This is a genomic window from Bacillus sp. Brlt_9, assembly GCF_051948935.1.
Lineage (GTDB): Bacteria > Bacillota > Bacilli > Bacillales > Bacillaceae_G > Bacillus_A.
Map to the genome: position 1 here is coordinate 853066 of NZ_JAYJLO010000002.1, position 12895 is coordinate 865960.

16 protein-coding genes are annotated in these 12895 nt (G+C 35.1%); 10 read left to right on the top strand and 6 right to left on the bottom strand.

Annotated features, from left to right (window positions below; genetic code table 11):
- Window positions 1-33 precede the first annotated feature (33 nt).
- On the bottom strand, window positions 34-864 hold the full coding sequence (locus VF726_RS10810; RefSeq protein WP_440167961.1) for a protein-glutamine gamma-glutamyltransferase: 831 nt from the start codon (window positions 862-864) through the stop codon (window positions 34-36).
- A gap of 75 nt (window positions 865-939) precedes the next feature.
- Window positions 940-2412, bottom strand: a complete 1473-nt coding sequence (gene speA, locus VF726_RS10815; protein WP_440167963.1) for an arginine decarboxylase — start codon at window positions 2410-2412, stop codon at window positions 940-942.
- A 367-nt stretch (window positions 2413-2779) separates the two neighbouring features.
- On the opposite strand from speA, the gene VF726_RS10820 reads away from it, so the two are divergent.
- Window positions 2780-3049: a UPF0223 family protein gene (locus VF726_RS10820; RefSeq protein WP_440167965.1), complete on the top strand. Its 270-nt coding sequence runs from the start codon at window positions 2780-2782 to the stop codon at window positions 3047-3049.
- An 81-nt stretch (window positions 3050-3130) separates the two neighbouring features.
- Here the strand turns inward: VF726_RS10820 and VF726_RS10825 are convergent, their stop codons facing one another.
- Window positions 3131-3757: a YktB family protein gene (locus tag VF726_RS10825; protein ID WP_429599640.1), complete on the bottom strand. Its 627-nt coding sequence runs from the start codon at window positions 3755-3757 to the stop codon at window positions 3131-3133.
- A 206-nt stretch (window positions 3758-3963) separates the two neighbouring features.
- On the opposite strand from VF726_RS10825, the gene VF726_RS10830 reads away from it, so the two are divergent.
- Window positions 3964-4152: a hypothetical protein gene (locus VF726_RS10830; RefSeq protein ID WP_001250164.1), complete on the top strand. Its 189-nt coding sequence runs from the start codon at window positions 3964-3966 to the stop codon at window positions 4150-4152.
- 88 nt (window positions 4153-4240) lie between these two features.
- Window positions 4241-5032: an inositol monophosphatase family protein gene (locus tag VF726_RS10835; RefSeq protein WP_440167968.1), complete on the top strand. Its 792-nt coding sequence runs from the start codon at window positions 4241-4243 to the stop codon at window positions 5030-5032.
- 44 nt (window positions 5033-5076) lie between these two features.
- Here the strand turns inward: VF726_RS10835 and VF726_RS10840 are convergent, their stop codons facing one another.
- Window positions 5077-5256: a DUF5325 family protein gene (locus VF726_RS10840; RefSeq protein WP_440167969.1), complete on the bottom strand. Its 180-nt coding sequence runs from the start codon at window positions 5254-5256 to the stop codon at window positions 5077-5079.
- 140 nt (window positions 5257-5396) lie between these two features.
- Here VF726_RS10840 and typA point away from each other — a divergent pair, with 140 nt between their 5' ends.
- The 3 genes from typA to VF726_RS10855 all read left to right on the top strand — a co-directional run bounded on the left by typA (window position 5397) and on the right by VF726_RS10855 (window position 7991).
- Window positions 5397-7241: a translational GTPase TypA gene (gene typA / locus VF726_RS10845; RefSeq protein ID WP_000914759.1), complete on the top strand. Its 1845-nt coding sequence runs from the start codon at window positions 5397-5399 to the stop codon at window positions 7239-7241.
- 157 nt (window positions 7242-7398) lie between these two features.
- Window positions 7399-7701: a YlaH-like family protein gene (locus VF726_RS10850; RefSeq protein WP_440167972.1), complete on the top strand. Its 303-nt coding sequence runs from the start codon at window positions 7399-7401 to the stop codon at window positions 7699-7701.
- Between the two features lie 14 nt (window positions 7702-7715).
- Entirely contained in the window at window positions 7716-7991 is a 276-nt protein-coding gene (locus VF726_RS10855; protein WP_440167974.1) for a hypothetical protein, read from the top strand.
- 35 nt (window positions 7992-8026) lie between these two features.
- Here VF726_RS10855 and VF726_RS10860 read toward each other — a convergent pair whose 3' ends face one another.
- Complete coding sequence (locus VF726_RS10860) at window positions 8027-8227, bottom strand: YlaI family protein (RefSeq protein WP_033662466.1); 201 nt, start codon at window positions 8225-8227, stop codon at window positions 8027-8029.
- Window positions 8228-8372: 145 nt separating this feature from the next.
- Between VF726_RS10860 and VF726_RS10865 the strand changes: the two genes are divergently transcribed.
- Both VF726_RS10865 and VF726_RS10870 read left to right on the top strand, forming a co-directional pair.
- Window positions 8373-8834 (top strand): pyridoxamine 5'-phosphate oxidase family protein, encoded by a 462-nt coding sequence (locus tag VF726_RS10865; protein WP_440167976.1) that lies wholly within the window; start codon window positions 8373-8375, stop codon window positions 8832-8834.
- 240 nt (window positions 8835-9074) lie between these two features.
- Entirely contained in the window at window positions 9075-10403 is a 1329-nt protein-coding gene (locus VF726_RS10870; protein ID WP_000358079.1) for a PhoH family protein, read from the top strand.
- Window positions 10404-10450: 47 nt separating this feature from the next.
- Here the strand turns inward: VF726_RS10870 and VF726_RS10875 are convergent, their stop codons facing one another.
- The gene (locus VF726_RS10875) at window positions 10451-10948 is read right to left on the bottom strand and encodes a peptidyl-prolyl cis-trans isomerase (RefSeq protein ID WP_440167979.1); all 498 of its coding nucleotides are present in this window, start codon (window positions 10946-10948) and stop codon (window positions 10451-10453) included.
- 150 nt (window positions 10949-11098) lie between these two features.
- On the opposite strand from VF726_RS10875, the gene VF726_RS10880 reads away from it, so the two are divergent.
- The gene (locus tag VF726_RS10880) at window positions 11099-11386 is read left to right on the top strand and encodes a YlaN family protein (protein WP_000135695.1); all 288 of its coding nucleotides are present in this window, start codon (window positions 11099-11101) and stop codon (window positions 11384-11386) included.
- Window positions 11387-11511: 125 nt separating this feature from the next.
- Window positions 11512-12693 carry a putative lipid II flippase FtsW gene (ftsW, locus tag VF726_RS10885; protein ID WP_440167981.1) on the top strand — a complete coding sequence of 394 codons (1182 nt, stop codon included), beginning with the start codon at window positions 11512-11514 and terminating at the stop codon, window positions 12691-12693.
- Window positions 12694-12895 lie beyond the last annotated feature (202 nt).

Genomic DNA, 12895 nt, shown 5'->3' on the forward strand with positions numbered 1-12895 from the left:
AAGAAAAAGCGCCTACATATGTAGGCGCTTTTTTTAATAAATTGTAGTTGTATTACCAACTGTTGCAACGATTGCATCATCTCTAATTGGAATAAACCCTATGGATGTCTGTGGAGTTTTAGGAGAAGCGTAGTGGCTCATGAGACGGCTATCAATACGGGTAATAGTATCGGTCAAAAAAGCTGAAATAAAAGCGTAAGGGACTCGTCGTTCATTTAACGAGTATATAATTTCCTCTTTTGTTTTTACACCTACGCCATGTCCGTAAAAAAAGAAATTTCCTAGGTAGATTGTATTTTCTCCTTGCCACTCAATTGTAGCTGGATTCACTTGTGGATTTTTAAAATAAACGAGATCACCTGGCACAAGATCGCCACCCGTTTTTGTTATGAGCTTTAAATCTTGATCGTAGTCCCACGTATAAAGTAAAAGGTTTGCAAAGAGGCGGTTGAAAGTTTCTTCGTCATATAATGATAGTAAAGCTTTGTAAAAAATAATAATCATCGCGGTGGCACATTCAGTTCCATATAGTTTTCCGTTTTTGAAAATATCTTGTATGGCAATGGAAGGGGGTATGTTTGGAAGGAGCTCGAATCCTCCAAGTGACGTTCTTTTCCAATACTGAGGGTTGCAAAAGGATTGTTGAAATGTGCGAAACTGAAATCCACTTTGAAAAAGTTCTAATGCAGAAGTAATAATATTAACGCGCAAGTTTAAATCAAAGCTGAGTTCATCAGATGTTCGGAAGGAATAGATTTCTTGATTTCCTGCCATTATAGATAAAATTTGTTGTTTCTCAGCTGCAAATGGCTCATATTCATTTGTGATATAAGGATGTACAATAGAACGGCCTATTACAATCATAATAGTATCCCCACCTATACGTTACATTACATAATATCGTATGAGAAAAGGAAAAAAGGGTGAAAGAAAAGCCTATCAACTGATAGGCTTGTACTCTTTAATTACACGTAATGTTTGTAATGTCATATCTTCAGGACCTTGTACAGGTAAACCTGCTTCTAAGTTTTTACGAATATACTCTAAGTTATCTTGTGTAATAATTTCCCCCGGAGTAAAGATTGGAATCCCTGGCGGATAAACCATAACGAAATCAGCTATAATACGACCGGCTGCATTTTCAAATGGAATGACTTCTGTTTCTGAATAAAAAGCGTCCCGAGGAGAAAGTGCTAGCACTGGTATTTCGGGAATTTCTACTTGTATTTGAACACCTTTATCAGCTTTATTTCTAAATGTTACTGCTAAATCTTGTAATGCTGCAATAAGTGTATTCGTCTCACTTTCTGTATCCCCGAAAGTGACAAGACATAGTATGTTGTATAAATCTGAGAGTTCTACTTCAATATTATATTGCTCTCTCAGCCATACTTCAGCTTGATGGCCTGTAATACCTAAATCTTTTACAGATACAATTATCTTTGTAGGATCATAGTTAAAAGTAGCATCCGTACCTAGCATTTCTTTCCCAGGACAGTAAAGATGCTCAATATCATTTATAGCATCACGAACTTGTGCTGCTAATTGTATTGTTTGTTCTATGAGTGCAGTTCCTTCTGTAGCAAGACGTTTTCTAGCAACATCAAGAGATGCTAATAAGATGTAAGAAGTTGATGTAGTCGTAAGCATGCTAATAATAGATTGAACATGTTTTACGTTCACAAGGCCTTCTTTCACATTAAGAATAGAACTTTGTGTTAAAGATCCTCCTAATTTGTGAACACTTGTTGCTGCCATATCAGCTCCAGCTTGCATCGCTGACATCGGCAATTCATCGTGAAAATGAATATGAACACCATGAGCTTCATCAACGAGTACAGGGATATCGTAAGAATGTGCTAATTGTACAATCTGTTCTAAATCCGCAGCAAAGCCAAAGTATGTTGGGTTAATAACAAGTAAGCCTTTCGCATCTGAGTGCTCTTCAAGTGCCTTTTTGACAGATTGAATTGTAATTCCATGTGAAATACCAAGTTTTGGATCAATCTCAGGATGCATAAAAATCGGTTTTGCACCTGAGAAAATAATAGCTGACATTACTGATTTATGCACGTTTCGTGGTACTAGAATTTTGTCACCAGGACCGCAAACGCTCATCACCATTGTCATAATTGCGCCACTTGTACCTTGAATGGAAAAAAAAGTATGGTCTGCACCGAATGCAGCGGCTGCTAAATCTTGTGCTTCTTTAATCATACCTTTTGGATGATGTAAATCATCGAGTGGCGCAATATTAATTAAATCAATTGCTAATGCATTATGCCCAATAAATTCGCGAAATGTAGGATCCATGCCTTGTCCTTTTTTATGACCAGGAATATGGAATTGAATTGGATTTCGCTTACTGTGCTCAACTAAAGCGGTAAACAATGGTGTTTCGTATTGGGACAATCTATACACCCCTTCTTCTTTTTAATATTTAGTATAATTTGTTTTATATAATCCTGTACTAAAAAAGTTAAGACCTTATTAGTATGAGACTTGTTTTTCTGCCATTCACAAAAGTGTTTTTGAGATGGTAGGTTCACTTTATTTTTTATAAAACAAAAGCATTATATCACCAATAATTATAGATGTATAGAAAAAAATATTTTTACAGTGGATAAGTTAAATAGTTATTTCGAACTTACGTACAGAGGAAGAGAATTCCATCATAAAGAATAAATAGTGTATAATGCAAAGTGGCTATAGTGAAGAATAAAAAACCCCTTTAAGATAGCATATTGAAAATAAGAAGAAATGATGAATGAGGTGCAAAATGGAATATCAATATCCGTTAGATTATGATTGGTCAAATGAGGAAATGGTTGCAATTGTGAAGTTTTATGAAGCGATTGAGAAAGCATATGAAAAAGGAATTACAAGGGAAGAATTAATGGGATTATATCGTCGTTTTAAAGAGATTGTTCCATCGAAAGCAGAAGAAAAGAAAATTGATAAGGAATTTCAAGAAGTAAGTGGATATTCAATATACCGTGCGATTCAAAGGGCGAAAGAAACTGAAGAACAAAAGCTTGTGAAAGTATAAAAAATATTTTGAAAAATAAAAACTGAAGTGATATAATGTGATAACAACTAAAAACGGACAATATAAATTGTCCGTTTTCTACTATCGATTACAAAGCGCATATAAAGGAAGGAGTGATTGCATCGTAGATTCAATCTTAGCAAGGAATTGTTCGTTGGTCATTGCTGAAAACTCCTCTGGTGATATATGGATACCAACTAATAATTCTGCTTTTTTCACAGTAGCTAGACGTTCAATCATCTTTTGTAAGTCTTCTGTTCCAAGTGTTTTATGTAATTTTACACTTGGTTTAGTATGGTCAATGGACCAAACGAAGTCATTTGGAATATTTGTTTTTAAATCATTTAAATGTTCTAAGAAGGCGTGAGCCGTCTCCACTTTTTGTGGACACTCATAGATTAAACCAAAGTATATGAAGGCATGAGTACCCCATAATCCAATTTGGAAATGTGGCAGCATTTTATATCCTCGTTTATTTGTTGAAAAAGCAACCCAAGTATCGTTTGGTGGATTGACTTTACGACGTGCATGTTTTGCGACATGATAAAAAAAGTTCTCATCAGTTTGTTTTGATAAATATGCTGCAAACTGTTCCCCTAAAGCTTCTAGCTTAGGATGAATGTTCGTTTTAATTGCACTCATTCGTTCTTCGAGACCATCAACTGTAAAGACCTCAAAATCAGTTGATTTGAATGTTTGTAGTGTCATGATTGTTCCTCCAACTCCTATTTTGCTTTTATTTTAGCATAGCTTGTACTATTCATAAAAAAAACAGCACAAAAAAATTTAAATAAAAAAATATAATTTTGTTGCATAGATGATTTATCCAACATAGTATAGTATAAAACAAAAAATCAGAAAATTGAATCAATTCTAGTCCGAGGGCAGACGAATATTGGGAGGAGGCAAATAATATGAGACAGGTGATTAATGCGTTAAAGAGAACAGATGCTGAAAAGAGAATTCCGGTGCTACGTTTGGAGCTAGATTATGAATTAGCAACTTTATATGATGCGATGATGGAAGATGATAAACAGAAAAAAGAAGAGTGTGTACAAAAGTTAGAAGTGTTAAGACTTGAAATGATTCGTTTAGAAGCGTAATAATAGTATATGTATAAAAAATTAGTTGGTGCGAACCTTATAAAGGGTTCGTTTTTTCTGTGAACAGTATAGATCGGAGTGTTTAAACATGCAAGAAGTATGGAAAGACATCGATGCACACGCCAAACAGTGGATTCGAGATGCGGGAGAGCGTTTAATGGCATCAATGAAAAAAGCACTTATTATAGAAACGAAATCCAATGCAGCTGATTTAGTAACAAATATGGACCGAGAAATAGAACAGTTTTTAATTGGGAAAATTAAAGAGACATTCCCGAATCATAATATTTTAGGGGAAGAAGGTTATGGAGATGAGGTAACTTCTTCTGATGGGGTTGTTTGGTTAATTGATCCAATTGATGGCACGATGAACTTTGTTCATCAAAAGAGAAATTTTGCAATTTCAATTGGAATTTATGAGAACGGTATCGGAAAAATTGGACTTATTTATGATCCAGTTCATGATGAATTATATCATGCGCTAAAAGGGACTGGAGCTTTTTGCAATGAAGTACCAATACCTTTATTAGAAAAAGGGACTGTAGAGCAGGGGATTGTAGCTTTAAATGCGATATGGCTTACCGACAATCCATTACTTAATATGGAGAGTATGATGGCACTTGTTAAGAAAGCAAGGGGCACAAGGTCATATGGCTGTGCCGCATTAGAGATGGTATATGTTGCAACAGGGAGAATAGATGCATATGTAACGCCAAGATTATCACCATGGGATTTTGGTGGGGGACAGATAATAGTGGAGGAAGTTGGAGGCAAGGTGACAACATTCTCTGGAGAAACGCTTTCTATTATAGAGAAGAGCAGCGTATTAGTTGCGAAACCAGGGGTGTATGAAGAGGTGTTATCGTTTATATCGGAGTAATAAAAAAAGTAAGAGGCTGTATACACGCTTCTTACTTTTTGACGTTATTGCGATTTACGCATTTTTCTTTTTGTTACAAAACCGTATCCAACTGTAACAAATGTGCCGATAATGCAAATAATAACACCGATTGGACTCTTTTCAGCAACCATAATGCCGATACCGATTAAGAAGATAACACCGATAATTGCAGTTAATAAAAAGCGATATTGAATGTGTTCCATTTCTTCACCCTCCAATCTCATTTTACTTTCACAAAAGTAAGAATACAACTATATTTTCATTCTTGATTTTATTTTAATTGCTATTGTATCCCCTTCGCTCTTATAATAGAGAAGGATTAAAAAGACATTAGGAGTTGGACATGTTGAAAAAACGACAAGATTTACGTAATATAGCAATTATTGCCCACGTTGACCATGGTAAAACAACACTTGTTGACCAGTTATTACGTCAAGCGGGGACTTTCCGTGCGAACGAACACGTTGAAGAGCGCGCAATGGATTCAAATGATCTAGAAAGAGAACGCGGTATTACAATTTTAGCAAAAAATACAGCGATTCACTATGAAGATAAAAGAATTAACATTTTAGATACACCAGGTCACGCTGACTTCGGTGGAGAAGTAGAACGTATCATGAAAATGGTTGATGGTGTTTTACTTGTTGTTGATGCATATGAAGGTTGTATGCCACAAACACGATTTGTTTTAAAGAAAGCTCTTGAGCAAAACTTAACTCCAATCGTAGTTGTAAACAAAATTGACCGCGACTTCGCTCGTCCTGATGAAGTAGTTGATGAAGTAATCGATTTATTCATCGAACTTGGTGCAAACGAAGATCAATTAGAGTTCCCAGTTGTATTTGCATCAGCAATGAACGGAACAGCAAGCTTAGATTCAAACCCAGCAAATCAAGAAGAGAATATGAAATCATTATTTGATACAATTATTGAACATATTCCAGCGCCAATCGATAACAGCGAAGAGCCACTTCAATTCCAAGTAGCACTTCTTGATTACAATGACTATGTTGGACGTATTGGGGTTGGCCGTGTATTCCGCGGTACAATGAAAGTAGGACAACAAGTTGCTTTAATGAAAGTTGACGGAAGTGTAAAACAATTCCGTGTAACAAAATTATTCGGTTACATTGGATTAAAACGACAAGAAATTGAAGAAGCAAAAGCTGGTGACTTAGTAGCCGTTTCAGGTATGGAAGACATTAACGTTGGTGAAACAGTATGTCCAGTTGAGCATGAAGATGCGTTACCATTATTACGTATTGATGAGCCAACACTACAAATGACTTTCCTTGTAAATAACAGTCCATTTGCAGGTCGTGAAGGTAAGTACATCACATCTCGTAAAATTGAAGAGCGTCTTCGTTCACAATTAGAAACAGATGTAAGTTTACGTGTAGATAATACAGATTCTCCTGATGCTTGGATCGTATCTGGACGTGGAGAATTACATTTATCTATCCTAATTGAAAACATGCGTCGTGAAGGTTATGAACTACAAGTATCTAAGCCAGAAGTAATTATTAAAGAAGTTGATGGCGTAAGATGTGAGCCTGTAGAGCGCGTACAAATCGATGTACCTGAAGAATACACTGGTTCTATTATGGAATCTATGGGTGCACGTAAAGGTGAAATGTTAGATATGGTGAATAACGGAAACGGTCAAGTTCGCCTTACTTTCATGGTTCCAGCACGTGGTTTAATTGGTTACACAACAGAATTCTTAACATTAACTCGTGGTTACGGTATTTTAAACCATACATTCGATTGCTACCAACCAGTACACGCTGGACAAGTTGGTGGACGTCGCCAAGGTGTTCTAGTTTCACTTGAAACAGGAAAAGCATCACAATACGGTATTATGCAAGTTGAAGACCGTGGTGTAATCTTCGTTGAACCAGGTACAGAAGTATATGCTGGTATGATTGTTGGAGAACACACTCGTGAGAATGACTTAACAGTTAACGTTGTAAAAATGAAACAACAAACTAACATTCGTTCTGCAACGAAAGATCAAACTTCAACAATGAAAAAACCACGCTTAATGACTTTAGAAGAGTCACTAGAGTACTTAAACGATGATGAGTTCTGTGAAGTAACTCCAGAATCAATTCGTTTACGTAAAAAGATTCTTGATAAGAGCGAGCGCGAAAGAGCTGCTAAGAAAAAGAAATCTGTAGAAGCGTAAAATGTTAAAACAGCTACCTTTGAGGGGTAGCTGTTTTTTTTATCGTATTTATTTTTGGAATATTTACTCTTTTTTGTGGACAGTATTTTTTTTGCGGGTTACTCTTGTATTAAGTACATAAATAAAATTTGTTTTTTGTGAGAAAGGGGGATGAATGATGTTAGAAAGGATGTCGTTTTTTGCAAAATTATGTAAAGTTGATGAAAATCCAGAACTAGGGATGTGGTTACTGTATGGCGTTATTATTATATTAAGTGCACTTGTGTATAATTTAGGTTTTGCAAGAAAACTATCAATAGTAAAAAATATAGTGATATATATATCGTTAGCGATTGGATGTACAGTTTTAACTTTCTTTGCAGTTTTTTTACCTGTTGGAGAGGGGCTTGTTGTAGCGGCAGTTGTGCTTGGGATTTATAGGTTGCGATTACATCAAGCGAGACAACAAAAAGCAGGATGAGGAGGCGGAGTTTTATGCGTTCAGTACAAGATGCATTATATAATTGGTTAACAATTAAAACAGTTGCCGAAGCACGTCCAGATGATAACGCAGCAAGAGAAACGTATTTACTATTTCAAAATATGATATATGAAGAGCACAAATTAAAGAATGTGGAAGTTGAAAAGAAAGAAGAAATGTATTTGATTTCATATGAAATCAATGGGGAAAGAAAATCTGCAAGGTTTCCATTAGAAGCTATTGATTGTTTCTTGGACCAAATGAATCGTGAACCAGAAAAATACAAATAAGTCCTTAATCATATAGATAAGGACTTATTTGAGTTTTACCAATCGTCTTCTACTTTTTTATCACGATATAATCGGAAATTACCACTCGCATGGCGTTCTATAGTACGCTCAGCAATTCGTTCCGAACATTCCATGCACATATATGTATGAATAGGGCGATTACGCAGTTTTTTTGCCATAGGATTTTCATCATCTAACATATCTTTTTTATCACAAATCATACATTTGACTCTCATTTCGTCACCTCAATACGAATTCTATCAGTATAAGTATATCATGGAAGTATAATGTTTTTGAATAATAGTGGGAAAAAATAATATTTTCGCAATTCGAAAAATAAGTTATGATAAGGATATATTAAGTATATTTGGAGGTGGAAATATGGCGAATGTAGTAGAGCCTACATTAACAGATGATTTGGTACAAACGTTACGTAAAGAGTGTATTGTTATGGTAGCAACAACAGATTTTGAAAAACAAGTTCCTAACGTAAGTGCTATTTCTTGGGTATATGCAGTGAGTGAAACTAGTATTCGATTTGCAGTAGATCAACGTTCACGTATTGTGGAAAATATACGGCATAGTACTGGGGTGGTATTGACTATAATGGCGAATGAATCCGTATTTTCCATAAGTGGTGCAGGTAAAATTTTGACTGATAGAATGGAAGGCATTCCTCTAAAATTAACTGTAATAGAAGTAAATGTACAAGAAGTACGTGATGTTATGTTTTATGGAGCGAAACTTGCAACTGAACCAACGTATGAAAAAACATATGATATTCGTGCAGCGAAAAAGCTGGATAACCAAGTGTTAGTAGGGATAAAAGAATTATCAAAGTGATAAGTAAGAAAGGCAGTTATAAACTTTTTTAATCAGTTATTGTGATTTTATGTTAATAATTATAATTAAAAGTAATATATTGAATAGAAATGAATAAAAAATAAGTAAAAGGTTTAATGGCTATAAATTTCGATTCTACCTCGTTTATACGGTACATATAATTATAACAATGGTTCGTCCATATTTTATGGATGAAACCCTTGTTCTACAAATTTAAAAGTGGAGTCAGGGGGTAACAGGTTGGATAAAATTTATGTGTTAGATACGAATGTACTTTTGCAGGATCCTTTATCTATTTTTTCATTTGAAACCAATGAAGTAGTGATTCCAGCAGTTGTATTAGAAGAGGTTGATTCGAAAAAACGTTACATGGATGAAGTAGGACGAAACGCTCGTTATGTATCTAAGTTAATAGACAAATTTCGTGAAATAGGAAAGCTGCATGAAAGTATTCCGCTAGAAAACGGCGGTACATTTCGTATTGAATTAAACCATCGCTCATTTGTCCAACTACAAGATATTTTTGTAGAAAAGACAAATGATAATCGAATTTTAGCTGTAGCAAAAAATCTATCTTTAGAAGAACAAGAAAAAGAGGACGGGAAGTCTGTTATTTTAGTAAGTAAAGATGTGCTTGTAAGGGTAAAAGCCGATGCAATTGGTTTGAAAGCGGAAGATTATTTAAGCGACCGTGTAATTGAAGTAGACAATATATATTCAGGATTTTTAGAAGGGTATATATCAAAAGAGCAATTGGATTATTTTTATGAAAAAGGTGAATTGCCTTTATCCGAAATTGCAAATCATCCTTTTTATCCAAATCAGTTTGTAGTAATGAAAGATGCATTAGGGGGATCTAGTTCAGCACTTGGCATTGTGGATCATTTAGGTAAGAAGGTAAAAAAACTTATTTTTCACAATGAACAAGTATGGGGAATACGACCACGAAATGTGCAGCAAATTATGGGATTAGAATTGTTGCTTCGTGAAGATATTCCGCTAGTAACCTTGACGGGGAAAGCTGGTACAGGAAAAACATTGCTAGCTTTAGCTTCGGGACTCATGCAAACGGAAGATTTAGGGTTATATAAAAAACTACTCGTTGCAAGGCCAATTGTTCCGGTCGGAAAAGATATCGGTTATTTACCAGGAGAAAAAGAAGAAAAGTTAAGACCGTGGATGCAACCGATTTTTGATAATCTAGAGTATTTATTTAATACGAAAAAGCCAGGAGAGTTAGATGCTATTTTAGCTGGAATGGGTTCGATTGAAGTAGAGGCCCTTACCTATATACGCGGAAGAAGTATTCCAGATCAGTTCATTATAATTGACGAAGCGCAAAATTTAACGAAGCATGAAGTGAAAACGATACTAACAAGGGTAGGAGAAAAAAGTAAAATCGTATTAATGGGAGATCCTCAGCAAATTGACCATCCGTATTTGGATGAGTATAATAACGGTTTAACATATGTTGTAGAGAAGTTTAAAGAGCAACGTATTAGTGGTCATGTGAAATTTGTTAAAGGGGAGCGATCTAATTTAGCTCAACTAGCAGCAGATTTATTATAAAAAGGAGTGAGCCTTGGCTCACTCCTTTTTTCTTTCGAATATACACTTTAAATAATGGTAAATTTACGGATGTTACGGATCGGGTTTTGTCTATTAGATCCATCATTGTAATATAGATGAACGGGTCCATCTTCTTTTAATGGTTTCCCTTCTTTTGAAAAACCAAGAATAGCATTTTTGACAGTTTCTAACGGAAGCGTTATCGTTTGATCTACTGTTTCAATGTCGACTTGCGTAGCGTCATCTAAAATCTCGGAGTTAGCAAGGAAAGGATAGAATGGTATACCGAACGTTCCAGTAATTAGCTGTTCTTTTTTATATTTCTTTACACTCTGTTGTATCGGTGGAAACGCAGCACCATCACGAATTTCGCGATCCCAATGCTCTGAAGTATTTTTTAAATAAGTTTCTAGTTCTGATATGTTTTCTCTCGTTTCATCAAAGTAAGTTGTCAAATCTACTTTTCGATCATCAAAAATCCAAACGGTTGGATCGATAGTGATTGGAAAACGAACTTTTCCATTAATAAATAAAATTTCGCTCATAGTTGTTCCCCCATTTGTGTTATACTCCCACTTTTCAGTATAATAGTATTAGACACTATTGTCACAAAAAATGTTTCTATTGCAATTTATTAAAACTATCGCTAATATTAATAGATAGGAGAGAGTAGGACGGAAACGGAGGGAATCAATTTGGCGTCTGAGACAGTATCAAATCATCAGGAAAAGGCACTAGCCCTTCTACAAGCGGATGCGGAGAAGATTTTAAGACTTATTAAGGTGCAAATGGACCATCTTACAATGCCGCAATGTCCATTATATGAAGAAGTGTTAGACACACAAATGTTTGGACTATCCCGCGAGGTCGATTTTGCAGTTCGCCTTGGTCTTATTGCAGAAGAACAAGGGAAAGCAATGTTAGGAGAGCTTGAACGTGAGTTATCTGCACTTCATGAAGCATTTACAAACAAACAACAATAACGGGTTCAAATAAGGGGGCTCAAACTGAAAAAGTTTGGGCTTTTTATTTGTATAATAAAGCAGGAAGAATCAATGTACATATGGAATACAACAATAATTAAATTGAAACAGAGAGAGGAAATGAAATGAAAAGAGTATGGAAATCAATGGATTACTCATTGTTACTTCCTCTTGTTATCTTATGTGTGTTGGGAGTTATAATGGTATATAGTTCTAGTTCTATTGTCGCAATTTTGTCGAAATATAACTGGCCAGCAGATCACTTTTTTAAAAAACAATTAGTTGCTCTTGCTATTGGAACGGTAATGCTTGTGATTATTGTTATAATCCCTTACAAATTGTGGAGGGAAAAAATAGTTCTAACAGCAATGGGGCTAGGGAGTATCGCCTTACTAACAGCAGCTTTCCTTTTCGGTAAGGAAATCAATGGTGCAAAAGGATGGATACTAGGTATACAACCAGCTGAGTTTGTAAAAATAGTAGTTATTATTACGCTAGCAAGTTTTTTTGCTAAGAAACAAGAGAGGCAAACACCTTTTTTCCAAGGGATAATACCTCCCCTATTTGTTGTCGGTGGATCGGTGATATTAATTTTATTACAAAATGACTTAGGGACTGACATATTAATAGGTGGAACAGTGTTAATTATGTTCTTCTGTTCAGGAGTTAATGTTAATTTGTGGATAAAAAGATTTTTATTAACATCTGTCGTGTGGATTCCTGCGTTGTATTTTATTGGGGACTATAAATTAAGTAAATACCAAAAAGCTCGATTTTCAGTTTTTCTTGATCCATTTAGTGATCCTCAAAATGATGGATTTCAATTAGTTAATTCCTTTATTGGAATTGCTTCAGGTGGGTTAAATGGTAGAGGACTAGGAAACAGTATACAAAAATATGGCTACTTACCAGAGCCGCAAACGGATTTTATTATGGCGATTATATCTGAAGAACTAGGGTTTATAGGAGTAGCTATCATTTTAATCTGTTTATTACTTATTATCATTCGGTCGTTTAGAGTGGCGCAAAAATGTAAAGATCCATTTGGGAGTTTAATTGCGATTGGAATTGCAAGTTTACTTGGGATACAAACCTTTGTTAATGTTGGTGGTATGTCTGGATTAATACCGCTTACAGGAGTACCTTTACCGTTTATTAGTTATGGTGGTAGTTCTTTATTGGCTAATCTAATTGCGATGGGGATATTATTAAATGTTGCTAGTCACGTAAAGCGACAAGAGAAACAGCAAAATGAGGAAATGAAAGAAAGAGAACAAGATGGACCACGTCTTGTAGTTGTGAAATAAAAACACATTGTGCTTTAGAGCGCGATGTGTTTTTTATTTTCAAGAAATTCTAAATGTGATACATCAATTCGTATTAAAACTAAAAGGTATATCACATTTAATTTAATGTGATATACCTTTTAGTTGTTAGAAAAGGAAGAGGTATGCTATACTATTTTTGTGAAACAAATTGATCAGAAAACTTATCATTTGTTAAAAAATA

What these genes read in the sequence shown, in the direction of transcription:
- VF726_RS10810 (WP_440167961.1), bottom strand. Translation starts at nt 864, where the DNA reads ATGATTGTAATAGGCCGTTCTATTGTACATCCTTATATCACAAATGAA.
- VF726_RS10820 (WP_440167965.1), top strand. Translation starts at nt 2,780, where the DNA reads ATGGAATATCAATATCCGTTAGATTATGATTGGTCAAATGAGGAAATG.
- VF726_RS10825 (WP_429599640.1), bottom strand. Translation starts at nt 3,757, where the DNA reads ATGACACTACAAACATTCAAATCAACTGATTTTGAGGTCTTTACAGTT.
- VF726_RS10830 (WP_001250164.1), top strand. Translation starts at nt 3,964, where the DNA reads ATGAGACAGGTGATTAATGCGTTAAAGAGAACAGATGCTGAAAAGAGA.
- VF726_RS10835 (WP_440167968.1), top strand. Translation starts at nt 4,241, where the DNA reads ATGCAAGAAGTATGGAAAGACATCGATGCACACGCCAAACAGTGGATT.
- VF726_RS10840 (WP_440167969.1), bottom strand. Translation starts at nt 5,256, where the DNA reads ATGGAACACATTCAATATCGCTTTTTATTAACTGCAATTATCGGTGTT.
- typA (WP_000914759.1), top strand. Translation starts at nt 5,397, where the DNA reads ATGTTGAAAAAACGACAAGATTTACGTAATATAGCAATTATTGCCCAC.
- VF726_RS10850 (WP_440167972.1), top strand. Translation starts at nt 7,399, where the DNA reads ATGTTAGAAAGGATGTCGTTTTTTGCAAAATTATGTAAAGTTGATGAA.
- VF726_RS10855 (WP_440167974.1), top strand. Translation starts at nt 7,716, where the DNA reads ATGCGTTCAGTACAAGATGCATTATATAATTGGTTAACAATTAAAACA.
- VF726_RS10860 (WP_033662466.1), bottom strand. Translation starts at nt 8,227, where the DNA reads ATGAGAGTCAAATGTATGATTTGTGATAAAAAAGATATGTTAGATGAT.
- VF726_RS10865 (WP_440167976.1), top strand. Translation starts at nt 8,373, where the DNA reads ATGGCGAATGTAGTAGAGCCTACATTAACAGATGATTTGGTACAAACG.
- VF726_RS10875 (WP_440167979.1), bottom strand. Translation starts at nt 10,948, where the DNA reads ATGAGCGAAATTTTATTTATTAATGGAAAAGTTCGTTTTCCAATCACT.
- ftsW (WP_440167981.1), top strand. Translation starts at nt 11,512, where the DNA reads ATGAAAAGAGTATGGAAATCAATGGATTACTCATTGTTACTTCCTCTT.